This is a genomic window from Stenotrophomonas maltophilia (genome assembly GCF_013464915.1).
In the GTDB taxonomy this organism is placed as follows: domain Bacteria; phylum Pseudomonadota; class Gammaproteobacteria; order Xanthomonadales; family Xanthomonadaceae; genus Stenotrophomonas; species Stenotrophomonas maltophilia_AT.
On sequence record NZ_RAVT01000069.1, the window covers coordinates 1 to 22,134 of the forward strand.

The 22,134-nt window shown below is 67.2% G+C and carries 24 protein-coding genes and 2 tRNA genes; 13 read left to right on the forward strand and 13 right to left on the reverse strand.

Features of this window, described 5'->3' with window-relative positions:
* The 8 genes from D7T59_RS20050 to D7T59_RS20085 all read right to left on the reverse strand — a co-directional run bounded on the left by D7T59_RS20050 (position 1) and on the right by D7T59_RS20085 (position 5,721).
* Positions 1-77 (reverse strand) — tRNA-Arg (locus D7T59_RS20050).
* Positions 68-994 carry an alpha/beta hydrolase family protein gene (locus D7T59_RS20055; protein WP_180852715.1) on the reverse strand — a complete coding sequence of 309 codons (927 nt, stop codon included), beginning with the start codon at positions 992-994 and terminating at the stop codon, positions 68-70. The genes D7T59_RS20050 and D7T59_RS20055 overlap by 10 nt, the downstream gene beginning before the upstream one ends.
* Positions 991-1,800, reverse strand: coding sequence for a bifunctional hydroxymethylpyrimidine kinase/phosphomethylpyrimidine kinase (gene thiD / locus D7T59_RS20060; RefSeq protein WP_180852716.1), 810 nt, complete (start codon positions 1,798-1,800; stop codon positions 991-993). Before thiD ends, D7T59_RS20055 begins: the two co-directional genes overlap by 4 nt.
* Positions 1,801-1,922: 122 nt before the next feature.
* Entirely contained in the window at positions 1,923-2,591 is a 669-nt protein-coding gene (locus D7T59_RS20065; RefSeq protein WP_164139462.1) for a YoaK family protein, read from the reverse strand.
* A gap of 12 nt (positions 2,592-2,603) precedes the next feature.
* A complete protein-coding gene (locus tag D7T59_RS20070) occupies positions 2,604-3,107 on the reverse strand; it encodes a hypothetical protein (RefSeq protein ID WP_164139464.1) in 504 nt (167 codons plus the stop codon).
* On the reverse strand, positions 3,104-4,504 hold the full coding sequence (locus D7T59_RS20075; RefSeq protein ID WP_014036782.1) for a PhoH family protein: 1,401 nt from the start codon (positions 4,502-4,504) through the stop codon (positions 3,104-3,106). Before D7T59_RS20075 ends, D7T59_RS20070 begins: the two co-directional genes overlap by 4 nt.
* A gap of 84 nt (positions 4,505-4,588) precedes the next feature.
* The gene (locus tag D7T59_RS20080) at positions 4,589-5,068 is read right to left on the reverse strand and encodes a peroxiredoxin (protein ID WP_164139466.1); all 480 of its coding nucleotides are present in this window, start codon (positions 5,066-5,068) and stop codon (positions 4,589-4,591) included.
* Positions 5,069-5,160: 92 nt separating this feature from the next.
* Positions 5,161-5,721, reverse strand: coding sequence for a glycine cleavage system transcriptional repressor (locus tag D7T59_RS20085; RefSeq protein WP_005409051.1), 561 nt, complete (start codon positions 5,719-5,721; stop codon positions 5,161-5,163).
* 164 nt (positions 5,722-5,885) lie between these two features.
* On the opposite strand from D7T59_RS20085, the gene dapA reads away from it, so the two are divergent.
* Entirely contained in the window at positions 5,886-6,779 is an 894-nt protein-coding gene (gene dapA, locus D7T59_RS20090) for a 4-hydroxy-tetrahydrodipicolinate synthase (RefSeq protein WP_111202489.1), read from the forward strand.
* 32 nt (positions 6,780-6,811) lie between these two features.
* A complete protein-coding gene (locus tag D7T59_RS20095) occupies positions 6,812-7,327 on the forward strand; it encodes a hypothetical protein (RefSeq protein ID WP_180852717.1) in 516 nt (171 codons plus the stop codon).
* A gap of 168 nt (positions 7,328-7,495) precedes the next feature.
* On the opposite strand, the gene fdxA is transcribed toward D7T59_RS20095, so the two are convergent.
* Positions 7,496-7,819 carry a ferredoxin FdxA gene (gene fdxA / locus D7T59_RS20100; protein WP_005409054.1) on the reverse strand — a complete coding sequence of 108 codons (324 nt, stop codon included), beginning with the start codon at positions 7,817-7,819 and terminating at the stop codon, positions 7,496-7,498.
* 193 nt (positions 7,820-8,012) lie between these two features.
* Between fdxA and D7T59_RS20105 the strand changes: the two genes are divergently transcribed.
* The gene (locus tag D7T59_RS20105) at positions 8,013-9,437 is read left to right on the forward strand and encodes a sugar porter family MFS transporter (protein WP_180852718.1); all 1,425 of its coding nucleotides are present in this window, start codon (positions 8,013-8,015) and stop codon (positions 9,435-9,437) included.
* 453 nt (positions 9,438-9,890) lie between these two features.
* Here the strand turns inward: D7T59_RS20105 and D7T59_RS20110 are convergent.
* A tRNA-Glu gene (locus D7T59_RS20110) sits at positions 9,891-9,965 on the reverse strand.
* 52 nt (positions 9,966-10,017) lie between these two features.
* Between D7T59_RS20110 and pcnB the strand changes: the two genes are divergently transcribed.
* From pcnB to pgi, 7 genes are all read left to right on the forward strand, one after another.
* Positions 10,018-11,397 (forward strand): polynucleotide adenylyltransferase PcnB, encoded by a 1,380-nt coding sequence (pcnB, locus tag D7T59_RS20115; protein ID WP_099472939.1) that lies wholly within the window; start codon positions 10,018-10,020, stop codon positions 11,395-11,397.
* Between the two features lie 3 nt (positions 11,398-11,400).
* A complete protein-coding gene (folK, locus tag D7T59_RS20120) occupies positions 11,401-11,886 on the forward strand; it encodes a 2-amino-4-hydroxy-6-hydroxymethyldihydropteridine diphosphokinase (protein ID WP_180852719.1) in 486 nt (161 codons plus the stop codon).
* 34 nt (positions 11,887-11,920) lie between these two features.
* Positions 11,921-12,736: a 3-methyl-2-oxobutanoate hydroxymethyltransferase gene (gene panB, locus D7T59_RS20125; protein ID WP_049423510.1), complete on the forward strand. Its 816-nt coding sequence runs from the start codon at positions 11,921-11,923 to the stop codon at positions 12,734-12,736.
* A complete protein-coding gene (gene panC / locus D7T59_RS20130; protein WP_180852720.1) occupies positions 12,733-13,572 on the forward strand; it encodes a pantoate--beta-alanine ligase in 840 nt (279 codons plus the stop codon). The genes panB and panC overlap by 4 nt, the downstream gene beginning before the upstream one ends.
* Positions 13,573-13,638: 66 nt before the next feature.
* Positions 13,639-14,136: a hypothetical protein gene (locus tag D7T59_RS20135; RefSeq protein WP_180852721.1), complete on the forward strand. Its 498-nt coding sequence runs from the start codon at positions 13,639-13,641 to the stop codon at positions 14,134-14,136.
* 87 nt (positions 14,137-14,223) lie between these two features.
* The gene (gene panD / locus D7T59_RS20140) at positions 14,224-14,604 is read left to right on the forward strand and encodes an aspartate 1-decarboxylase (protein ID WP_006432456.1); all 381 of its coding nucleotides are present in this window, start codon (positions 14,224-14,226) and stop codon (positions 14,602-14,604) included.
* Complete coding sequence (gene pgi / locus D7T59_RS20145) at positions 14,601-16,115, forward strand: glucose-6-phosphate isomerase (RefSeq protein WP_180852722.1); 1,515 nt, start codon at positions 14,601-14,603, stop codon at positions 16,113-16,115. Before panD ends, pgi begins: the two co-directional genes overlap by 4 nt.
* A 128-nt stretch (positions 16,116-16,243) precedes the next feature.
* On the opposite strand, the gene D7T59_RS20150 is transcribed toward pgi, so the two are convergent.
* The gene (locus D7T59_RS20150; protein ID WP_005409063.1) at positions 16,244-16,807 is read right to left on the reverse strand and encodes a response regulator transcription factor; all 564 of its coding nucleotides are present in this window, start codon (positions 16,805-16,807) and stop codon (positions 16,244-16,246) included.
* Positions 16,804-18,030: an ATP-binding protein gene (locus D7T59_RS20155; protein ID WP_164139283.1), complete on the reverse strand. Its 1,227-nt coding sequence runs from the start codon at positions 18,028-18,030 to the stop codon at positions 16,804-16,806. The genes D7T59_RS20150 and D7T59_RS20155 overlap by 4 nt, the downstream gene beginning before the upstream one ends.
* Positions 18,031-18,144: 114 nt before the next feature.
* Between D7T59_RS20155 and ispG the strand changes: the two genes are divergently transcribed.
* From ispG to D7T59_RS20170, 3 genes are all read left to right on the forward strand, one after another.
* Positions 18,145-19,410: a flavodoxin-dependent (E)-4-hydroxy-3-methylbut-2-enyl-diphosphate synthase gene (gene ispG / locus D7T59_RS20160; RefSeq protein WP_164139280.1), complete on the forward strand. Its 1,266-nt coding sequence runs from the start codon at positions 18,145-18,147 to the stop codon at positions 19,408-19,410.
* The gene (locus tag D7T59_RS20165; protein WP_164139278.1) at positions 19,391-20,140 is read left to right on the forward strand and encodes a phosphatase PAP2 family protein; all 750 of its coding nucleotides are present in this window, start codon (positions 19,391-19,393) and stop codon (positions 20,138-20,140) included. Before ispG ends, D7T59_RS20165 begins: the two co-directional genes overlap by 20 nt.
* 200 nt (positions 20,141-20,340) lie before the next feature.
* The gene (locus D7T59_RS20170; protein WP_180852723.1) at positions 20,341-20,988 is read left to right on the forward strand and encodes a response regulator; all 648 of its coding nucleotides are present in this window, start codon (positions 20,341-20,343) and stop codon (positions 20,986-20,988) included.
* 331 nt (positions 20,989-21,319) lie between these two features.
* Here the strand turns inward: D7T59_RS20170 and eda are convergent, their stop codons facing one another.
* Positions 21,320-21,979: a bifunctional 4-hydroxy-2-oxoglutarate aldolase/2-dehydro-3-deoxy-phosphogluconate aldolase gene (gene eda, locus D7T59_RS20175; RefSeq protein ID WP_180852724.1), complete on the reverse strand. Its 660-nt coding sequence runs from the start codon at positions 21,977-21,979 to the stop codon at positions 21,320-21,322.
* Positions 21,980-22,134: the final 155 nt, after the last annotated feature.

The window sequence follows — 22,134 nt, forward strand, 5'->3', positions numbered from 1 at the left end:
TGGTGCGCCCGGAGAGATTCGAACTCCCGACCGCCTGGTTCGTAGCCAGGTACTCTATCCAACTGAGCTACGGGCGCCCTGCGACAGGAGCGGAATTATGCGGATGTCGGCGCGCACCGTCAACAGTTTTGTGAAAATTTTCATCCAACTGAATGAAAAAGCTGTCAGCAACGGCGTCCGGGGCCTTCAGCCAGGCGAAGTGATCGGCGTGCGTACCCAGTTCCTGCGCGGACAGCACGCGCAGCTGCGCGACCACATTCGGCAGTTTCGCCAGCAACGTCTGCATCGATCCGGTCGGTGCCAGCCAGTCATGTTCCATCAGTACCGCCTGCGCGCTGCCATGCACGCGCGCCATCTGCGCATCCAGGTCCTCATCCATGCCGACCGCGGCGTACTGGTTGTTCAGGCCCACGCGCGCCCAGTCGGCGATCAGGCCGCGCGCCTCGGTGCCGCCGAAGCCAAGGCGACGGCCATGCAGCACGCCCTGGCGTTGCGCGATCCACGGCAGGAAGCGGTAGACCAGCGGCAGCAGCCAGCCGCGTGGTGGCGGGAAACTGCGCCAGAACGGTGAGCCGCTGGCCGCCAGCCACAGCCGCTTGAAGTGCTGTGGATTGCGTCCAGCATGCACGCAGGCCAGCTGCCCGCCAAGGCTGTGGCCGCCGATGATCCAGGGCAGGGTGCCCGCCTCGTTGTCCGCTGCGACAAGGACCGCTTGGCTGGCCGGTAGATCCTGCTCGAGTACTTCCCGATAGCCCCAGTCCTGCGTGCGCGATGGCCGCAGCGAGCTGCTGCCGTTGCCGCGCCACTCATGCAGGTAGACCGCCACGCCCTTCGCTGCCAGCGCCTGCGCCAGCGGCAGATAGTGGCGCGCAGCCACGCCCAGCGCGGGCAGCCACAGCAGGCGCGCGATGGGCTGTGCGGGCACGCAGGTGATCACTTCGTAGCGATGGCCGTCGTTGCACTGCACGGCGAGGATGCGCGGCGTCAGGCTCATGCGTGCGGTGCCGCGCCGAAATGGTCGAGCACCAGTACTTCGCTGCGGCCCGGCGCATAGCCTTGCTGCAGCCCACGTGCAACGTAGTCGATGCCGGCTTCGCAGGCATTGGCCAGGCTCAGGCCGTTGCACAGCTGCGCGGCAATGGCCGAAGCCAACGTGCAGCCGGTACCGTGCGCGTCCAGTGGCAGGCGCGCATGGATGAATTCTTCGCTGCTGACGCCGTCGAAATAGCGGTCGATCACGCGATTGCCTTCCAGCAGGTGGCCGCCCTTGAGCAGCACTGCGCCAGCACCGAGGTCGAGCAGGGCTGAGGCGGCCTGCTCGGCGTCTTCGCCATTGATGATCTTCCGGCCGACCAGCAGTTCTGCTTCCGGCGTATTGGGGGTGATCAGCGTGGCCAGCGGGATCAGGCGCTCACGCATGGCCTGCAATGCGCTGTCTTCCAGCAGGCGTGCGCCGCTGGTGGCGACCATTACCGGGTCCAGCACCACGTGGGGCGGACGATGCTTCTCCAGTGCGTCGGCGACGGCATTGATCACTTCGGCGTTGGCCAGCATGCCGAGCTTCACCGCGTGGATGTCGAAGTCGTCGAAGCAGGCTTCAAGCTGTGCACGCAGGAAGTCGATCGGTGGCACATGCACGGCGGTCACGCCGCGGGTGTTCTGTGCGGTCAGCGCGGCGATCGCCGAAAGGCCGTGCACGCGATGCGCGGCGAAGGCCTTCAGGTCGGCCTGGATGCCGGCGCCGCCGCCGGAGTCGGAGCCGGCGATGGTGAGGGCGGAAACGGGAGTTGTCGGGCTCATCAGGCGATTGTGCCGTGGTCCCGCAGGGGACGGTAGATCCAGGCCATGCGTGGATGTCCTCGGGAGATGGGGTCAGATCCCTTTTCCCGCGGAAAAGGGATCTGACCTCTGGAGCGTGGCCCTCAACGCCGCCAACGTGCCCATTGCTGGTAAAGCACATAGCCCAGCCCGGTCAGGCCGGTCAGCAGGGCAGGGGCGAGCAGGGCGTCGTATTGCCAGCGCATGAACAGCCAGGCGCCGATGATGCCTCCGGCAAGGAAGCCGCTGATGATCAGGCCGCTGAGGGTCAGGCGACGTACCTGCAGCGGCAACCCGCGCAGCAGGTGACCCAGGCCGATGCCCAGGTCGGTGAACATGCCGCTGAGGTGGGTGGTGCGCACCACCGCGCCGCTGAAGGTGGTGGCCATCGCGTTCTGCAGGCCGCAGGCCATGGCGGCGGCCAGAGCGCCCCAGATCTGGTGTTGTTCAAAGAGCGGAATGGCGATCAGCAGCAGCGCCGATTCCAGCGCCAGTGCCACGCCATAGCGCCGGCCCAGTTGCAGGGCGCTGTCCTGGATCAACAGGCCGCTGAGCATCGCGCCCAGCGAGAACGCGATCAGCAGCCCCCACAGGTGCCCCACGGCGCGCCAGTCCCCCTGGGCCAGTGCCATGCCGAGCTGGCTGGTACTGCCGGTCATGTGGCTGACCGCCTGGTGCTCGAAACCGAGGAAGCCGACCACGTTGACCATGCCGGCCACGCACGAGAGCGCGACCGCGCCGATCCAGACCCAGGTGGGCAGGCGTATTCCCATCGGCGAGGCCCCTCAGGGCCCGCCGAAGCCGCCGTTGAACTGCAGCTCGCTGAAGGTGTTGCTGGCTGGATCGAACACTGCGCCCCAGAACTGTGCACCACCATCGCAGGCGCGGATCGCTTCCCGTGCGGGATTCACGCCGCTGTCGTCGTGCGGGAAGGCGTTGATGTAGATCAGCCGCTTGCCGGTAGTTTCGATGCCGACGTACTGGCGGTCGAAGTCCAGCACCTTCGGCACCTGTGCCTCAAGCGATGACAGCTGCGCTTCCAGCTGGTCGATCTGCTGCCGGCTGGGTGCCCAGTAACCGCTGACCCGCCCGGCCTCGCGGCCGGGGCTGGGCCGCGAGCAGGTGTCGAGCACCTGCGCGGCGATGATCGGGCGGGTGACCACCCAGGACTGGCCGGTGCGCTCGGCGGTCGGCACGCTGGCCGGGCCGCGCGTAGTGGTGCAGGCGCCGAGCACGGCTGCGAGGGTGATCGCAGCCGTGGGCAGCAGCAGGCGGGTGCAGCGGTTCACAACACCTCCGAAGCGTAATCGGCCAGGCGGGAGCGCTCGCCACGGCGCAGGGTGATGTGTGCACTATGCGGCCAGTTCTTGAAGCGATCCACCGCGTAGGTCAGGCCCGAAGTGGTTTCGGTCAGGTACGGGGTGTCGATCTGCTCGACGTTGCCCAGGCAGACGATCTTGGTGCCGGGGCCGGCACGGGTGATCAGCGTCTTCATCTGCTTCGGGGTGAGGTTCTGCGCCTCGTCCAGGATCAGGTAGCGCGACAGGAACGTGCGGCCGCGCATGAAGTTCATCGAGCGGATCTTGATGCGGCTGGCGAGCAGGTCGTTGGTGGCCTGGCGGCCCCAGGTGCCGCCTTCCTGGTTGTGCGTGAGCACTTCCAGGTTGTCGGTCAGCGCGCCCATCCACGGCGTCATCTTCTCTTCTTCGGTGCCCGGCAGGAAACCGATGTCCTCGCCGACGCTGACCGTGGCGCGGGTCATGATGATCTCGCGGTAGCGCTGCTGGTCCATCGTCTGCGCCAGGCCGGCGGCCAGCGCCAGCAGGGTCTTGCCGGTACCGGCGGTACCCAGCAGGGTGACGAAGTCGATCTCCGGGTCCATCAGTGCGTTGAGCGCGAAGTTCTGCTCGCGGTTGCGCGCGCTGATGCCCCACACGGCGTGGCTGCCGTGGCGGAAATCATCGACCAGCGACAGCACCACCTTGCCGTCGCCGACCACGCGGCTGACGCGCAGTTCGACTTCATCTTCGCCGGGCAGGTAGACGTACTGGTTCGGATACCACTCCTCGCCGTCCTGCGCGAGGATTTCGTAATGGGTACGGCCCTTGTCGCTCCAGCTGCGCAGGTCGTCGCCGTGGCGCTTCCAGAAGTCTTCCGGCAGCTCGGTGGCACCGGTGTAGAGCAGGCTGAAATCGTCCAGCGCGCGGTCGTTCTCGTAGTCCTCGGACACGATGCCGGCGATGGCGGCCTTGATCCGCAGGTTGATGTCCTTGGAAACGAACACCACCGGCAGGTCCGGTGTCTCTTCCTTCAGGGCCAGGATCGCGCCGAGGATGGCGTTGTCCGGAATGACCTTGCCGAAGCTCTTGCCGGCATCGAAATGGCTGGTCTGGAAGCGCAGCTTGCCCGCGCTCTGCTTGCCGCGCAGCTGCAGGCCATTGGGCCGCTGCAGCGGAATGCCGTCAGCCAGGTTGTCCAGGCCCGATGCCTGCACCAGTTCGTTGAGGAAGCGGCTTACCTGGCGGGCGTTGCGGCTCGCTTCGGAGGTGCCCTTCTTGCCGTTGTCCAGCTCCTCGATCACCTGCATGGGCAGGTAGACGTCGTGCTCCTCGAATTTGAACAGCGCGGTGGGATCGTGCATCAGCACGTTGGTATCCAGCACGTAGATGCGCTTGCCTCGGGTCATCGTCGATTCCTGGTTACGGACAGGGAAAAACCACCACGGCCTGCTGCGGGGCAGGGTGATGGCAGACACAGTAGGCAGTGGGACTCACTTGGACTGGGAGGCCTTCAGTTCGGCGAGAACGGCATCGGCATGGCCGGCAACCTTGACCTTGCGCCAGGACTGCACGATGCGGCTGTCGGGGGAAATCAGGAAGGTGCTGCGCTCGATGCCACGTACCTGCTTGCCGTACATGTTCTTCATCTTGATCACGTCGAAGGCGGTGCACAGCGCTTCGTCGCCATCGCTGACCAGCGGGAAGCTGAAGCCCTGCCTGGCACAGAAGTTGTCGTGCGACTTCACCGAGTCGCGCGAGACACCGAGCACGACCGCACCGGCCTTCTTGAACTTCGGCAGCAGCGCGTTGAAGTCGAGGCCTTCGGTGGTGCAGCCGGGAGTGCTGTCCTTGGGGTAGAAGTACAGCACCAGCCACTGGCCGGCATAGTCGCCGAGGGTGGCCTGGTCGCCACCGGACAGTGCCAGCGGCAGGGAGAGGGTAGTGCTGTCCAGGGTATCGCCGTTGTTCATGAGGTCCTTCTGTCGAGCCTGGGTTGTTTCTACGACAATTGCATGAAACGCCACGCGCCCGTGAGAGGCGCGCGAAAAATCCGCACTTCCGATCAGAATTTCATCGGGTCCATGATCGCGTCCAGGTTCAGGTGGTCGCAGAACTCGAGGAAATCGTCGCGCAGCGCAGCGATGTGCATGTTCGCCGGCACGCCGATGGTGACCTGCGCGCTGAACATCTCCGCACCGGTCTGCATGGCGCGGTAGCGCGTGCTCTGCAGGTTCTCGATGGTGATGCCCTGGCGGTCGAAGAAATCGGCCAGCTGGAACAGGATGCCCGGCTTGTCGGCGGCGATCACCTCGACGATGTACGGCAGCAGGTTGGACTGCGCCTGCTTGGCGGCGGTGCGGTACCAGACCAGCTTCAGGCCTTCCTCGCGCTCGAGCCGGGTCAGCATCGCCTCCAGCTTGGCCACCGAGTCCCACGAGCCGGTGGCCAGGGCGGTGACCGAGACATCGCGACCGACCGTGGCCAGGCGTGCGTCCACCAGATTGCAGCCGCTGTCGGCGATGCGGCGGGTGACGGACAGCAGGGGGGACTCCGGATGCGTCGTATAGGCGTTGATCAGGAGGTGGTTTTCGCTCGGCGCGGGGCGCGGGGTGGTGTCGGTCAAGGCGATTCCGGGTAATGCATGCGTTAGTCTGAATGCCCGCCAGAGGCGGGGATCCACCGGTGTCCAGCATACTTGCCCGTGCTTTCGCGCCGCAAGTAACATTCAGGTCGCCCCCGGCCTTTCGTGGCGGGCGTTTTCCCTTTCCAGCCAAGAGCAGCACGTCCTTGTCCCTTTCCGGCCTCATCACCGCGCTGGCGACCCCGTTCCGGGCCGACGGCGCCCTCGATCCCGACGGTTGGCAGCGCCTGCTGCACCTGCAACTGGAAGGTCGCGTCCACGGCGTTGTCGTTGCCGGCTCGACCGGCGAAGCGGCAACCCTCACCGATGCCGAGTACGACCTGCTGCTGGCCAGTGCGGTCGAGCGCATCGGCGGCCGCATCCCGGTCATGGCCGGTACCGGCCTGTCGGGCACCGCCAAGACCATTGAACAGACCCGCCGCGCCGCTGCGCTCGGTGCCAGCCACGCGCTGGTGGTCACCCCGCCGTACGTGCGGCCGACCCAGGCCGGCCTGATCGCCCACTACCGCGCAGTTGCCGACCAGGGGGGGCTGCCGGTCGTGCTGTACAACGTGCCCGGCCGTACCGGTTGCGACATGCAGCCGGAGACCGTGGCCGAACTGGCCAGCCATCCCAACATCGTCGGCATCAAGGAGGCGGTGGGCGACACCGGCCGGGTGCAGGCGCTGCTGGCCCTGCGCAGCCCGCAGTTCGCCGTGCTCAGCGGCGACGACGGCACGGCGGCACGGTCGATCCAGGCCGGCGTCGATGGTTTGATCTCGGTCGGTTCCAACGTGCTTCCGGGCGCCTACCGCCGGATGTGCGAGCTGGCCGCCGCCCACGACCATGAAGCCACCGGGTCCTGGGACGCGCGCCTGCAGCCGTTCCATGACTTCTGCGGTGTCGAGCCGAACCCGATTCCGGTCAAGGCGCTGCTGCGCCGCATCGGCATCGGCCACGACCTGCGCCTGCCGCTGCTGCCGCTGTCGGCACCGCACCATGCGGCCGCCGACCATCTTGCCGGCGACATCGCCGCCCTCGAAGCCCTTTCCAGCCACTGACCTTTCGTCTTGGTCTGACCCAGGAGATTCACATGCGTCAATCCGTTTCCACTGTCCGCGTGCTGTCCTACGCCCTGCTTGCTGCAGCTGTTGCGGCCGGCACCACCGGTTGCTTCAAGCGTGGCGTCAAGGGCGACTACGCCCTGGCCCCGGAAATGCGCCCGCTGGAAGTGCCGCCGGACCTGAACCTGCCGGCCACTACCGGTGACAACAAGGTGCCGGCGCTGGTTTCGGCCACCAAGCCGGCAGCACCGGCGGCCGCGGCTCCGGCCGTTGGCAACACCGGTTTCACCATTGCCGGTGGCAAGGATGAAGCCTTCGCCAAGGTCGGTACCGCGCTGGAAGGCGTGGAGGGCGTGACCATCGCCAGCCGCGCCCAGCTGCTCGGCTCGTACGACGTGGCCTACCAGGGCAGCAACTTCCTGGTCCGTGTGGTCGCCGTCGATGCTGGCGCCTACATCTCCGCCGTTGATCCGCGTGGCCTGCCGGCCACCGCCGAAGCGCCGGTGAAGCTGATCGCCGCGCTGAAGGCGAAGCTGGCCCAGTAAGGGCTGCCTCTGGTAGAGGCCGGCCTTGGTCGGCGCTTCTGTGCCAACCAAGGTTGGCACCTGCCGGATCTTGCGGTTGGCACCTACCGGATCGCGCGGTTGGTATCTGCCGAGCAACGAAAAAGGGCGCCCATGGGCGCCCTTTTTCGTTGTCGCAGCGGGCGCTTTTCAGCGCTCCAGCAGCTTCAGCTTGTCCGGCTTGCCATCCCATTCGCCGGCGTCGGCGGGCGGATCCTTGCGCACGGTCAGCACCGGCCATTCCTTCGCCAGTTCGGCATTGAGGGCGACGAAGCCCTCCTGGCCGGCGGGGACATCGTCCTCCGGGAAGATCGCATTGACCGGGCACTCCGGCTCGCAGAGGGTGCAGTCGATGCACTCATCCGGGTCGATCACCAGGAAGTTCGGGCCTTCGTGGAAGCAATCCACGGGGCACACTTCCACGCAATCGGTGTGTTTGCACTTGATGCAGTTTTCGGTGACGACAAAGGGCATGGGCTGGGGGTGGATCGATTCCTGAACCCGACAATTCTAGAACAGGTTGGCCCCCGGTGTCGGCGCAGGGTGGAAATCGGGCGTCTGGCAGGCGCGGCCGTGGCGGTCATTGGCGGCAGGGCAGGGCCTGTGCGACGCTGCGGGGCGATCGGTCACCCCTCGTGGCCGGATTCCCTTCCCAGCAGGATCGTCCATGTCCCAAGCCCAGCCCGGCACCGCGCCCCACGGCGGTGAGAACACTGCATTCATCGTCCTGATCAGCTGCGTGGCCACCCTCGGTGGATTCCTGTTCGGCTTCGACAGTGGTGTCATCAATGGCACGGTCGATGGCCTTCGCCAGGCCTTCAACTCCAGCGAGGCGGCGCTCGGTTTCGAAGTCGCTTCGATGCTGCTGGGGTGCGCGATTGGTGCCTTCCTGGCCGGCTGGCTCGGGGATCGCCTGGGCCGTCGTGGTGTGCTGATCGTGTCGGCACTGATGTTCCTGGTGTCGGCGCTGGGCGCCGGTGCCGCTCACGCCTCCTGGCTGTTCATCGCCGCACGCGTGCTCGGCGGCTTCGCGGTGGGCGCGGCCAGCGTGATGTCGCCGGCCTACATCGCCGAAGTGGCCTCGGCGCGCTATCGCGGGCGTCTGGCCACCGTGCAGCAGATGGCGATCATCTGCGGCCTGTTCGCGGCGTTCCTCAGCAACTATCTGCTGGCCCGTGCCGCTGGAGCCTCGACCGAGCCGTTGTGGCTGGGCCAGGAGGCCTGGCGCTGGATGTTCTGGATGCAGGCACTGCCCTCGGGGCTGTTCCTGCTGCTGTTGCTGGTGATCCCCGAAAGCCCGCGCTTCCTGGTCGTGAAGGGGCGCCTGCAGCAGGCGAGGGCGGTGCTGTCGCGCCTGTATGGTGAGCGCACCGCCGCGACCAAGCTTGCCGAGATCGAGGCCAGCCTGGCCCAGGACCAGCACAAGCCACGCTTCGCCGACCTGCGCGACAGGGTCACCGGCAAGCTGCGCCCGATCCTCTGGGTCGGTATCGGCCTGGCGATGTTCCAGCAGCTGGTCGGCATCAACGTGGTGTTCTACTACGGCGCAGTGCTGTGGCAGGCGGTCGGCTTCTCGGAAAGCGACGCGCTGCTGATCAATGTGCTGTCCGGTGCATTGAGCATCGGCGCCTGCCTGCTGACGGTGCTGTTGATCGACCGCATCGGGCGCAAGCCGCTGCTGTGGATCGGCTCGGTTGGCATGTCGGTCGCGCTGGTGCTGATGGTGGTGGCGTTCGCCAGCGGCAGCCTGGCCGACGGTCGCCTGCAGCTGTCCGACGGCATGGGCCGGCTGGCGCTGGTCGCGGCCAATGTCTACGTGGTGTTCTTCAACATGTCCTGGGGCCCGGTGATGTGGGTGATGCTGGGCGAGATGTTCCCCAACCAGATCCGCGGCCCGGCGCTGGCCGTTGCCGGTGCGGCGCAGTGGACCTCGAACTTCGCGATCACCGTGACCTTCCCGATGCTGCTGGCCGGCATCGGCCTGGCCGGGGCCTACGGGATCTATACGGTCGCAGCGATCCTCTCGATCTTCTTCGTCGTCCGCCATGTGCGCGAGACCAAGGGCAAGGAGCTGGAGCAGATGGAAGGCTGACGGCGACTGGCTTCGGTTGCGTTCCGTTGGCGCCTCAGTGGCAACGAGGGCGAAGGCGGGGCAGCCCAATCCGGGACACGCCGTAAACCCTTCCATGGGGGCTCGATGGCGCCATCCATGGCGCCAACGGTCCCGGCTTGAGCTGCCCCGCCTTCGCGTCAGGCATTGCGGTTCCGGCGGATTTTCCGAAGCGCGTCGACTGGGTGGTTGCGACCGCCGTCGCGGGAAACTGTCAGGAGGGGGTGGGTCACCCTTGACTGGACCGTTGGCGCCATGGATGGCGCCATCGAGCACCATGGATGGGCTTTTGCGTGTCCAGGCAAGGGTGACCCGCCCCCTCCCACGCAGGAACAGGGAGGCGCTACTGCGACCAGGCCGATCGATGCCATTGCAAGCCCCGGAAAACAGAAAAGCCCGCACGAGGCGGGCTTTTTCGGTTCCTGCTGCGGCGACTGGCGCTCCCTAGGGGACTCGAACCCCTGTTTTAGCCTTGAGAGGGCCACGTCCTAACCACTAGACGAAGGGAGCGTAACTGTGTCGCTGCCGAGGCAGGAGCGCTAGTATATGCACCTCGATGCCATTGGGCAATCCCGAAACTTCAACCGGAAGCGCCAACATCATTTCCTCTGCTACATCACCGTTCAGCCTGCGCGTCATCCCGCGCGACCAGCACACGATCTCCCGCAAGGACATCAGCCCGAACGCCCTGCGCGTGCTTTATCGCCTGCGCGATGCCGGCTTCGGCGCCTACCTTGTCGGCGGCGCGGTGCGCGACCTGCTGGTCAATGGCCAACCCAAGGATTTCGACGTGGCCACCGACGCCACGCCCGAACAGGTCAAGCAGCTGTTCCGCAACTGCCGCCTGATCGGCCGCCGCTTCCGCCTCGCCCACGTTGTGTTCGGCCGCGAGATCATCGAAGTCGCCACCTTCCGCGCCAACAGCGATGACGGCAGCGGCGACCGCGAGATGGAAAACGGCATGCTCGTGCGCGACAACGTGTACGGCACCATCGAAGACGATGCCGTCCGCCGCGACTTCACCTGCAATGCCCTGTACTACGCCATCGAGGACTTCTCGGTGCGTGACTACACCGGCGGCTTCGAAGACGTGCAGGCGCGCCTGATGAAACTCATCGGCGACCCGGTGCAGCGCTACCAGGAAGATCCGGTGCGCATGCTGCGCGCCGTGCGCCTGGCGGCCAAGCTCGGCTTCCAGATCGAAGAGGGCACCGCCGCGCCGATCCCGCAGCTGGCCGGCCTGCTCAACGAAGCCGCACCGGCACGCCTGTTCGAGGAAGTGCTGAAGCTGTTCCTGTCCGGGCACGGCGTGGCCAGCTTCGAAGGCCTGGAGCGTTACGGTCTGCTCGACGTACTGTTCCCGGAAAGCGCCAAGGCGCTGAAGTCCAACCGCACCGGCGCGCTGCGCCGCATGCTGGTCGAGGGCCTGGCCAACACCGATGCACGCGTGGCCAACGACGAGCCGGTCTCGCCGGCGTTCCTGTTCGCGCTGCTGCTGTGGCCGGCGTTCTGCCGCGCGCAGGCGACCCTGCTCAAGCAGGGCGTGGCGCCGGAGGAGGCACAGCGTCGTGCTGCCGACCGCGTGACCGTGCAGCAGCTGAGCACCATCGCATTGCCGCGCCGCTTCTCGCTGCCGATGCAGGAAATCTGGCTGCTGCAGTCGCGCTTCGGCTCGCGCCAGCGCAAGCGCGTGTTCCGTACGCTCACCCACCCGCGCTTCCGCGCCGCGTTCGACTTCCTCAGCCTGCGCCAGGTGGCGTCGGCCGAGCACGCTGCCGATGTTGAATTCTGGCGTGAGGCGCAGGCCCAGTCCGGCCGCGAGCTGGAATCGTCGCTGGATGCGATGCACAGCGAAGAGGGTGATGACGAGAACGGGGCGCCGCGCAAGCGCCGCCGTCGCCGCCGCCGTCCGGGTGCCTCGGCCGGTGCGGCTGGCGAATAAGCCATGACGCCTGCGTGGATCGGCCTCGGCGCCAACCTCGGCGATGCGGCCACGACTGTCGGCGCGGCGATCACCGCGCTGGACGGCCTGCCCGGGACCCGTGTGCTGCAGGCCTCGCGCCTGTATGCAACGCCGGCCTGGGGCAATGAAGACCAGCCACCGTTCGTCAACGCGGTGGTCGCGGTCGAAACGTCACTGGCGGCTGATGGTCTGCTGCAGGCGATGCTGGTGCTGGAGCAGCGCTTTGGTCGCGTGCGTGATGCGGCGGTGCACTGGGGGCCGCGCGCGCTGGACCTGGACCTGCTGCTGTATGGTGCGCAGGTGCTTGACCAGCCCGGCCTGCAGGTGCCGCACCCGTACATGCACGCGCGTGCCTTCGTGTTGGTGCCGCTGGCCGAGATCGCGCCGGATCTGGCCATTCCCGGCCATGGCCGCGTGCGGGATGCAGTGATGCGGGTGGATGCCTGCGGGATCGCGCCGATAGGGTGATAATGCCCGGGTTATCTCCCCCGGTTATCAGCACATGAGCACCCACGCAGACAGCAAGCCCTGGACCGTTCCCGCCCTGGCCGAGGCCAAGCGCAATGGTCAGAAGCTGGTCATGTTGACCGCCTACGACGCTGGCTTCGCCCGCACCTTCGATGCCAATGGCATCGACCTGATCCTGATCGGCGATTCGCTGGGCATGGTCGTGCAGGGGCATGATTCGACCCTGCCGGTGACCGTGGCCGACATGGTCTACCACACCCGCGCCGTGGCCCGCGTGCTGCAGCGTGCGCTGCTGGTGGCCGACCTGCCGTTCGGTGCCGATGCCACCCCGGAACGCGCGCTGGATGCCTCGCTGCAGCTGCTGCAGGCCGGTGCCGAGATGGTCAAGATCGAAGGTGCCGGCTTCAAGGTCGACATCATCCGCTACCTGGTCGAGCGCGAGATTCCGGTCTGCGCCCATCTCGGCCTGACCCCGCAGTCGGTATTGCGCCTGGGCGGCTTCAAGATCCAGGGCCGTGGCGATGCCGCGCGCCAGCTGGTGGAAGATGCCAGGGCGGTGGCCGCTGCCGGCGCCAGCATCATGGTGCTCGAATGCGTGCCGACCCCGGTCGCCGCGGAAGTGACCGCGGCGGTGGATGTGCCGACCATCGGCATCGGTGCCGGCCCGCAGTGCGATGGCCAGGTGCTGGTGCTGCACGATTTCCTCGGCCTGGACAGTGGCCATCGCCGCCCCAAGTTCGTCAAGGATTTCCTTGCCGAAGGCGGCTCGGTGGCCGGTGCCACCCGCGCCTATGCCGACGCCGTGCGCGACGGCAGCTTCCCCGACGAACAGCACGCCTACGCCCAATGATCCAGACCTTCAATGAACTCGGCGCGCTGCGCGAGCAGATCGCCCAGTGGAAGCGCGAGGGCCTGCGCGTGGCGCTGGTGCCGACCATGGGCAACCTGCACGGTGGCCACCATTCGCTGGTGACCCTGGCCCGCCAATACGCCGACAGGGTGGTGGCGAGCATCTTCGTCAACCCCACCCAGTTCGGGCCGAACGAAGACTTCAGCCGCTACCCGCGCACGCCCGAGGCCGACGTGGCCGGGCTGGAGCAGGTTGGCTGCGACGCGGTGTGGCTGCCCAGCGTCGAGGCCATGTACCCGCTGGGCGTGGACAAGACCACGCGCATGCACGCGCCAGGTGTCAGTGAAGTGCTTGAAGGCGCCAGCCGCCCAGGCCATTTCGACGGTGTGTGCACGGTGGTGGCGCGCCTGTTCCTGCAGGTGCAGCCGGATGTCGCCGTGTTCGGCCGCAAGGACTATCAGCAGTTGGCCGTGATCAGGCAGATGGTGGCCGAGCTGTCGTTCCCGATCCAGATCGTCGGCGCCGAGATCGTGCGCGACGAGGACGGCCTGGCCAAGAGTTCCCGCAACCAGTACCTCAGCGCAGAACAGCGCCCGGTCGCGACGACCATCCACCGCACGCTGCTGGGCATGCGCGAAGGCTACGTGGCCGGGCAGGCACGTGATCGCATCGAGGCCGACGCCACGGCGGCATTGCAGGCGGCCGGTTTCCAGGTCGATTACGCGGTGCTGCGCACCCCTGAGCTGGCCGAACCGACCTTCGACGGCGGCGGCCGCGTGGCGCTGATCGCCGCGCGCCTGGGCACGACACGTCTGATCGACAACCTGGAATTCTGAGCCGCACCTGGCTCCCGGGCGCCCCCACGGGGCGCCTCTCGCCATCCCACGGACGGGAGACTGGAAATGAAAGAACCGAACACTGAGGCGGGTCGCCTCGCCCAGGCCTCGATCCTGGCGGTGCTGGCGGCAGGCATGTTGCCGGCCCAGCTGTTCGGCGGCCTGTTGTTCGCACTCGAGTTCACGCGCACGCCGGTACCTGCGCTCACCGGCGGGGGGCTGATGTTCGTGCTGGCGGCCTGCAACGCGATCGCGGTGTTGCTGCCGATGGCGTTGATCCAGCAGTCTCAGCGACGCCTGCGCCGGATCGGTTTCCTGCTGGTCGGCTTCGGGCTGGGGGCGCTGGCGATGGCCACCTGCGCCTGGCCGGGTGAAACCCAGGGCCCCCTGCTGCACCGCCTGCGCTATGTCGACACCTTCGACGTGATCCGCTACGCCTTGACGGTGCTGGCCGCGGGTGGCTTCGGCCTGGTCGCAGGGCTGGCCTTCCACGCCGCGTTCCGCCTCTCTCTGGAGGGCGCCTTCGGGCGTGCCCGGGCAACGCCGCCGGGCCAGGGCGCCTGAACGGCCTTCAGCGTCCTGCCGCAGACCCCTGACGATGGCCAAGCGGGTGCTAGAATCCGCTCTTTCCTTTGCCGTTGCAGCGCCCCCATGCACCTGTCCCTGCTCAAGACCAAGATCCACCGCGCCACCGTCACCCATTCCGAGCTGAACTACGAAGGCTCCATCGCCATCGATGACAACCTGCTGGCTGCCACCGGCATCCGCGAGTTCGAGCAGGTGCACATCTGGGACGTGACCAACGGTGCGCGCTTCTCGACCTATGCCATCCGCGCCGAAGCCGGCAGCGGCGTTGTCTCGCTCAACGGTGGCGCTGCGCGCCACGTGCAGGTCGGTGACATCATCATCATTGCCGCGTTCGCCAGCATGACCGAGCAGGAAGCCGACAGCTTCAAGCCGAAGCTGGTGTACGTTGATGGCAACAACCAGATCACCCACACCAACGACACGATCCCGACCCAGGCCGCATGACAACGAACAACGGATTCGACTCGCTGCATTCCCACGCCCAGCGCCTGAAGGGCGCAAGCATCCCCAGCCTCCTCGCCGCCGAACCCGGCCGCGTGCAGGACCTGGCGCTGCGGGTCGGTCCGTTGTATGTCAATTTCGCCCGGCAGAAGTACGATGCCGCGGCGTTGCAGGCGCTGTTGGCGCTGGCTGCCGAGCGTGATGTCGGCGGTGCCATCACGCGCCTGTTCCGTGGTGAGCAGGTCAACCTGACCGAAGGCCGCGCCGCGCTGCACACCGCGCTGCGTGGCGACGTGGTCGATGCGCCGGTGGCGGCCGAGGCCTATGCCACCGCGCGCGAAATCCGCCAGCGCATGGGCGTGCTGGTGCGCGCGCTGGAAGACAGTGGCGTCACCGACGTGGTCAGCGTCGGCATCGGCGGTTCCGATCTCGGTCCGCGCCTGGTCGCCGATGCGCTGCGCCCGGTCAGCGGTGCGCGCCTGCGCGTGCATTTCGTGTCGAACGTGGACGGCGCCGCCATGCAGCGCACGCTGGCTACGCTGGATCCGGCCAGGACCGCCGGCATCCTGATCTCCAAGACCTTCGGCACCCAGGAAACGCTGCTCAACGGCCAGATCCTGCACGACTGGCTGGGTGGCAGCGAGCGCCTGTACGCGGTCAGCGCCAATCCGGAACGTGCCGCCAAGGCCTTTGCCATCGCCGCCGATCGCGTGCTGCCGATGTGGGATTGGGTCGGCGGCCGCTATTCGCTGTGGTCGGCGGTTGGATTCCCGATTGCGCTGGCCATCGGTTTCGAGCGTTTCGAGCAGCTGCTGGAAGGTGCCGCGCAGATGGATGCGCATGCACTGGATGCGCCGCTGGAGCGCAACCTGCCGGTGCTGCACGGCCTGACCGACATCTGGAACCGCAACCTGCTGGGCTTTGCCACGCATGCGGTGATGACCTACGACCAGCGCCTGGCGCTGCTGCCGGCCTACCTGCAGCAGCTGGTGATGGAAAGCCTGGGCAAGCGCGTGCAACGTGATGGCCAGCCGGTCACCACCGATACCGTGCCGGTGTGGTGGGGCGGGGCGGGCACCGACGTGCAGCACAGCTTCTTCCAGGCACTGCACCAGGGCACCAGCATCGTTCCGGCCGATTTCATCGGCTGCGTGCACAACGATGATCCCTACACGATCAATCACCAGGCGCTGCTGGCCAACCTGCTGGCACAGACCGAGGCGCTGGCCAATGGCCAGAGCAGCGATGATCCGCACCGTGATTACCCGGGTGGCCGCCCGAGCACGCTGATCCTGCTCGACGCGCTGACCCCGCAGGCGCTGGGTGCGCTGATCGCCATGTACGAACACGCCGTGTACGTGCAGTCGGTGATCTGGAACATCAACGCCTTCGACCAGTTCGGTGTTGAACTGGGCAAGCAGCTGGCCAGTGGCCTGCTGCCGGCGCTGCAGGGCGAGGATGTAGCGGTGGCCGATCCGATGACCCGCGAGATCCTGGCGCAGCTGAAGCGCTGAGGTTCTGGTGCCGGCCAGGGCCGGCACCACAGGTGGTCCTGCCTTCTGGTAGTGCCGGCCGCWGGCCGGCATTCTGGCGATGCCTTCACCGTTCATGAGGTTGCCGGCCAGCGGCCGGCACTACCACGTCACCGGCTCGGGTCGCGTTCCGGGCTCGGGCGCTTGGCCAGCTTGCGCTGCAGCGAACGCCGGTGCATGCCCAACAGGCGTGCGGCGGCCGACACGTTGCCGCCGGTTTCGTGCATCGCTTGCTGGATGTGCTCCCACTGCAGGCGGCTGATCGGCGTCATCGCGTCGGGCACTTCCATTTCGCCATCGTCGGCCGGGCCGTCATCCTCCTCGCCCAGCGCGCGCAGGATCATCGGCACCGTGGCTGGCTTGGGCAGATAGTCATCGGCACCGAGCTTGATCGCTTCCACAGCGGTGGCGATGCTGGCGTAGCCGGTCACCAGCAGGATCCGCATGTCCGCACGCAGGGCGCGCAACGGCTGGATCAGCGCCAGGCCGGAGTCGCTGCCCAGCTTCAGGTCGATCAGGGCGAACGCCGGCGGATGCTGGCGGGCCAGTGCCAGCGCGCTGGCGGCATCCTGCGCGGTCTGCGTTTCCAGCCCCTTGCGGGCCAGGCTGCGCTGCAGGGTGCGCAGGTACAGTTCGTCGTCGTCGACCAGCAGGCCGAGGGTTGAGGCGCTCATGGGGTTTCCTCGCGTGGGGCCAGCGGCAGGCGGAAGCCGACGCGGCTGCCGGCCCCCTGGGCCGGGCGCATCCACATCTCGCCGTCGAGGCGTTCGATCGTGGCATGGGACAGGGCCAGGCCGACGCCCATGCCTTCACTCTTGCTGCTGCCGAACAGCTTGCCCGGCAGTACCGCGGCGCGGGCATTGAAGCCGTGGCCGTAGTCGCGTACTTCGCCGATCAGGTCGTCGCCTTCGATGCGCAGGTCCAGGTCCACGCGCGGCCGGCCGGCCTGTTCGCCGGCATCGGCGGCATTGTTGAGCAGGACCATCAGCAGGTGGCCCACGCCCGGATCAAGCGGCAGCCGCAGCGGTGCATCGTCGTTGCGGTGCAGATCGATGGTCGGACGCACCAGGCGCCATTGCTCCAGCACCTGCTGGGCGCTGGAATGGCTGCGTCCGGGCGCATCGGCCGAGGCCGGTGCGGCCAGCGCCAGCACGCGCTCACGGCACTGCACCAGCAGCTCGCGCAGCGTTTCCATGTCCTCGCGTACTTCCGGCTCTTCACTGCGCTCGGCCACGTCGTCGGCGAGCAGGGTCATGGTCGCCAGTGGAGTGTTCAGTTCATGCGCCACCGACGCGGCATGGGTGGCCAGCGCGACGATGCCTTCGTTGCGGGCGAAGCGCTCGCGCAGTGCCGACAGTTCCAGTTCGCGCTGGCGCAGCGCCAGCGCCAGCCGGGTGGAGAAGGCCAGCACGACGGCGGCGGAAATCAGGAAGTTGGCGACCACGCCCCAGCGGTTGAGGTCCTGTGCGCGGAAATAGCCATCCGGCAGGGGCTGGCCGAAGATGCCGCTGCTGGCGTAGCCGAGCAGGCAGGCCAGTGCCACCGCCAGCGCCCAGCGCAGGGGCAGGGCGAACGCGGCCAGTGCGATCAGGATCAGGAACAGCGAGCTGAACGGATTGGCCATGCCGCCGCTCCAGCCGACCATCCAGGTCAGGATGATCACGTCCACCAGGATGTGGCCGAACGCGGTCAGCGGTGCGGTGTCGGCCGCTTCCGGGCGCAGCTGGGTGTAGACGTTGAACAGGGCCAGCACCGCCACGCCGGCCCACAGCGGCAGCTGCGGCAACGGCAGCCCCAGCACCCAGGTGGCGACCAGGATGGTGGCGGCCTGGCCGCCTACGGCAAGCCAGCGCAGGCTGCACAGGGTGCGGAGAAACGGGGCGTCGGGACCGGTCATGCACGCTCATCGTATGCGTTCACGCGTGGACGTGCCTGCGACAATCGGCCGCAGCCGTGCCGCCGGCTGAATGCGAGTCACCCCGAATGCAGGGCCGGGCGGTAGAATGCGCCCATGCACGACGCCGTCACCCGCCCGACTCCGCCCTCCGATGCCACTGCCTGGCCGCGCCGCCAGACCCATGCCGTCCAGATCGGCGGGGTCACCGTGGGCGGAGGCAAGCCGGTGGTGGTGCAGTCGATGACCAATACCGACACTTCCGACGTCGCCTCCAGCGTGAAGCAGGTGGCCGAGCTGTGGCGTGCCGGTTCGGAAATGGTGCGGTTGACCGTCAACACCGTTGAGGCTGCCGCCGCCATTCCGCGCATCGTCGACAAGCTGGCGATGATGGGCATCGACGTGCCGCTGATCGGCGATTTCCACTACAACGGCCACCAGCTGCTGACCGCCGAACCGGCGTGTGCCGAAGCACTGGCCAAGTACCGCATCAACCCTGGCAACGTCGGCTTCGGCAAGAAGAAGGATCTGCAGTTCGCCCAGCTGATCGAGTTCGCGATCCGCTACAACAAGCCGGTGCGCATCGGCGCCAACTGGGGCTCGCTGGACCAGGCCCTGGCGGCGAAGCTGATGGACGAGAACAACCTGCGCGAACAGCCCTGGGACGCCGGCCGCGTGCTGCGCGAGGCGCTGATCCGCTCGGCGCTGGATTCGGCCGAGCAGGCGGTGGAGCTGGGCCTGCCGCGCGATCGCATCGTGCTGTCGGCCAAGGTCAGTGGCGTGCAGGAGCTGATCGCGGTGTACCGCGACCTGGCGCAGCGCTCCGACTTCGCCCTGCACCTGGGCCTGACCGAGGCAGGTATCGGCAGCAAGGGCATCGTGGCATCGTCTGCGGCGCTGAGCGTGCTGCTGCAGGAAGGCATCGGTGACACCATCCGCATCTCGCTGACACCGGAACCGGGCCAGTCGCGCACGCAGGAAGTGATCGTCGCCCAGGAGCTGCTGCAGACCACTGGCCAGCGTGCCTTCACGCCGCTGGTCACGGCCTGCCCGGGCTGCGGCCGCACCACCTCCGAGTTCTTCCAGGAACTGGCCAAGGTGGTGCAGAACCACGTGCGCGAGAAGATGCCGCTGTGGAAGATCCATCACCCGGGTGCGGAAAACATGACCCTGGCGGTGATGGGCTGCATCGTCAACGGGCCGGGCGAGTCGCGTCACGCCAACATCGGCATCTCGCTGCCGGGCACGGGTGAGACGCCTGCGGCGCCGGTATTCGTCGATGGCGAGAAGAAGGTGACCCTGCGTGGCGACAACATCGCCCAGGAGTTCGTCGCCCTGATCGACGATTACGTCGAACAAAACTATGCCCGAAGCGCCGGATAAGCCTGCGATCCTCGCCGCACCGGAGTCCGCCTCCGGCTTCCGCCACTGGATGGCGCGCAACGCCTGGCGCCTGGTCCTGTTGTTCGGTGGCGTGCTGCTGCCGTTGGCAGGCTTTGTTGCCCTGGCGGACGAAGTGCACGAGTTTGAATCGTTCCATTTCGACGCGCCCCTGCTGTGGCAGATGCATGGCCTGCATTCGCCGTGGCTGGACCGCTTCTTCGTGCTCATCTCGAAACTGGGCTACGAGTGGTTCCTGATCCCGGCCGACGTGCTGATCATCGGCGTGCTGCTGGGCTACCGGCGCTGGCGCGAGGCGACCTTCGTCGCGGTCAGTTTCGTGGGGTCGGCGCTGCTGAACATGGGCAGCAAGCAGTTCTTCCAGCGCCAGCGCCCCAGCCTGTGGGAATCGATCGCGCCGGAATCGACGTTCAGCTTTCCCAGCGGGCATGCGATGGGGTCGATGACCCTGGCGGTGACCCTGGTGCTGCTGGCCTGGAACACCCGCTGGCGCTGGCCGGTCCTGATGCTGGCACCCGCGTTCAGCCTGCTGGTCAGCGTGTCGCGGGTCTATCTGGGGGTGCATTACCCCTCCGACATCCTGGCCGGATGGTGTGCCGCGCTGGTTTGGGTGGTAGGGTGCTATCTGGTCATGTTCAGTCGCCGGCACCCTTGGCGACGTCACGGCCCGCCGCCAGCGAAGGCCAGCGAAGCACCACCACAGGGGGTTTGACGTGGATGGCCCTTGAGGGACGTCTACGTGATAGATCAGTTGTTTCGTTGCAGCAGGTTCTGCAAGACAGGGGGCAAGCACAACGCGCGGTTATGTGATGCGCAAGGCAGATCGCCGGCGCCGCATTCCGGACGCGCTTGCAGGGTATCGGCACCCTGCCTAGCTTGACCTGCAATGGCCGCATTCGAAGAGGTACGTGAATGACGATTCGAGTCTACCTGGTGGATGACCACGCACTGGTCCGCACCGGTATGAAGATGATTCTGTCGGGGGAAACCGACATCGAGGTGGTGGGCGAGGCCGAGACCGGCGAGGACGCGCTTCGCGAGGTCCGCCAGCTGTTGCCGGACGTGGTGCTGTGCGACCTGCATCTGCCGGGCGTGAGCGGCATGGAAGTGACCGAGCGTATCGTCCGCAGCCACCGCAATACCCGCGTGGTGATCGTGTCGGTACTGGAAGACGGCCCACTGCCCAAGCGCCTGCTCGAAGCCGGCGCGGCCGGTTGCATCGGCAAGGGCTGCGATGCGCAGGAACTGCTGCGTGCGGTGCGTGATGTGGCGGCCGGTCGTCGCTACCTGGGCACCAGCATCGCGCAGAATCTGGCGCTGTCGACGGTGGAAGGCAATGGCTCGCCGTTCGACAATCTGTCGCCACGCGAGCTTGAGGTGGCGCTGCTGCTGACCCAGGGCCTGCGCCAGGAAGACATCGCGCGGCGCCTGAGCCTGAGTGCGAAGACGGTGAACACGCACAAGGCGCGGTTGTTCGAGAAGATGGGGATCCACGACAACATCGCGTTGGCGCGGATGGCCAGCCAGTACGGGCTGGTGGATCCGGCACGGCCGCTGTAAGGGATTCGGCCAACGGCTGAGCCCCTCGCGGTGTGCGGCAGGATTCGTGGGGCTGGCCCTGCGGAGGGATTGCGCAGGGGACGCCGTGAATCCATCCCTGGAGGCTCGGGCGCGCCATCCATGGCGCTTACGCCCCTGCGCAATCCCTCCGCAGGGCCACGGACAGGTTCCGTGCGCGTCCACCGCGGAAAGAAGAAGGGAAAAGCGAGAGCGGGTCGCGCGCTTTGCGCGCTCGTCGTCTGGGGTCGGATCCCTTTCCTGGTGGGAAAGGGCTCTGACCCCTGATGATGCCGGAGCCGAGCGTGGGCTCGGCTCTACAGTTGCGTCGGGCTCAGTGGCCGCGCACGCGCTTGATGATCTTCGCGGCGTCAGCGGCACTGGCGCGCACCTTGTCCCATTCGCCGTTGGCGATCCAGTTGCCCGGCACCATCCACGAACCGCCGATGCAGACCACGTTCTTCTGCTCGAGGTATTCGGCGGCGGTGTTTTCGGTGATGCCGCCGGTCGGGCACAGCTTGAGGTCCGCTACCGGGCCGGCCAGGCCCTTGATCATCGCCAGCCCGCCCACGGCCGTGGCCGGGAACAGCTTGCACACGCGGAAGCCGCGCGCGTAGAGCGACAGCAGCTCGGTCGGCGTGGCTGCACCCGGCACCACCGGCAGCGGAGCAGCGGCCAGTGCATCGGCCAGCGCCGGCGGTGTACCCGGGGTCACCAGGAAATCCGCACCCGCGTCGATGGACTGCTGCATCTGCTCCACGGTCAGCACCGTGCCCGCGCCCACCACCACATCCGGCAGCTCGCGCTTGAGCATCGCCAGCGCTTCCATCGCCACCGGCGTGCGCAGCGTCAGCTCGATGGCCGGCAGGCCACCTTCCAGCAGCGCCGCACTGACCGCACGCGCCTGGTCCAGCGTATGAATCGTCACAACCGGCAGGATGCCCGCCGCATGCAGCATTTCCGCCGCCTTCACCTGATGTTGTTCGATACCCATGCTTTTGCCCTTGCCTTTGCTCTTCTTGATTCAGTGGCCGCAGCGCAAATGACGCGCCGGGAATTGTCCAAGGGCAGTAGAGCGCCCWGGCCGGGACCGTGAGCGGCATGGATGCCGCGATCGAGCCCCCATGGAGGGGTTTACGGCGTGTCCCG

What these genes read in the sequence shown, in the direction of transcription:
- D7T59_RS20055 (WP_180852715.1), bottom strand. Translation starts at nt 994, where the DNA reads ATGAGCCTGACGCCGCGCATCCTCGCCGTGCAGTGCAACGACGGCCAT.
- thiD (WP_180852716.1), bottom strand. Translation starts at nt 1,800, where the DNA reads ATGAGCCCGACAACTCCCGTTTCCGCCCTCACCATCGCCGGCTCCGAC.
- D7T59_RS20065 (WP_164139462.1), bottom strand. Translation starts at nt 2,591, where the DNA reads ATGGGAATACGCCTGCCCACCTGGGTCTGGATCGGCGCGGTCGCGCTC.
- D7T59_RS20075 (WP_014036782.1), bottom strand. Translation starts at nt 4,504, where the DNA reads ATGACCCGAGGCAAGCGCATCTACGTGCTGGATACCAACGTGCTGATG.
- D7T59_RS20080 (WP_164139466.1), bottom strand. Translation starts at nt 5,068, where the DNA reads ATGAACAACGGCGATACCCTGGACAGCACTACCCTCTCCCTGCCGCTG.
- D7T59_RS20095 (WP_180852717.1), top strand. Translation starts at nt 6,812, where the DNA reads ATGCGTCAATCCGTTTCCACTGTCCGCGTGCTGTCCTACGCCCTGCTT.
- fdxA (WP_005409054.1), bottom strand. Translation starts at nt 7,819, where the DNA reads ATGCCCTTTGTCGTCACCGAAAACTGCATCAAGTGCAAACACACCGAT.
- D7T59_RS20105 (WP_180852718.1), top strand. Translation starts at nt 8,013, where the DNA reads ATGTCCCAAGCCCAGCCCGGCACCGCGCCCCACGGCGGTGAGAACACT.
- folK (WP_180852719.1), top strand. Translation starts at nt 11,401, where the DNA reads ATGACGCCTGCGTGGATCGGCCTCGGCGCCAACCTCGGCGATGCGGCC.
- panB (WP_049423510.1), top strand. Translation starts at nt 11,921, where the DNA reads ATGAGCACCCACGCAGACAGCAAGCCCTGGACCGTTCCCGCCCTGGCC.
- panC (WP_180852720.1), top strand. Translation starts at nt 12,733, where the DNA reads ATGATCCAGACCTTCAATGAACTCGGCGCGCTGCGCGAGCAGATCGCC.
- D7T59_RS20135 (WP_180852721.1), top strand. Translation starts at nt 13,639, where the DNA reads ATGAAAGAACCGAACACTGAGGCGGGTCGCCTCGCCCAGGCCTCGATC.
- panD (WP_006432456.1), top strand. Translation starts at nt 14,224, where the DNA reads ATGCACCTGTCCCTGCTCAAGACCAAGATCCACCGCGCCACCGTCACC.
- pgi (WP_180852722.1), top strand. Translation starts at nt 14,601, where the DNA reads ATGACAACGAACAACGGATTCGACTCGCTGCATTCCCACGCCCAGCGC.
- D7T59_RS20150 (WP_005409063.1), bottom strand. Translation starts at nt 16,807, where the DNA reads ATGAGCGCCTCAACCCTCGGCCTGCTGGTCGACGACGACGAACTGTAC.
- D7T59_RS20155 (WP_164139283.1), bottom strand. Translation starts at nt 18,030, where the DNA reads ATGACCGGTCCCGACGCCCCGTTTCTCCGCACCCTGTGCAGCCTGCGC.
- ispG (WP_164139280.1), top strand. Translation starts at nt 18,145, where the DNA reads ATGCACGACGCCGTCACCCGCCCGACTCCGCCCTCCGATGCCACTGCC.
- D7T59_RS20165 (WP_164139278.1), top strand. Translation starts at nt 19,391, where the DNA reads ATGCCCGAAGCGCCGGATAAGCCTGCGATCCTCGCCGCACCGGAGTCC.
- D7T59_RS20170 (WP_180852723.1), top strand. Translation starts at nt 20,341, where the DNA reads ATGACGATTCGAGTCTACCTGGTGGATGACCACGCACTGGTCCGCACC.
- eda (WP_180852724.1), bottom strand. Translation starts at nt 21,979, where the DNA reads ATGGGTATCGAACAACATCAGGTGAAGGCGGCGGAAATGCTGCATGCG.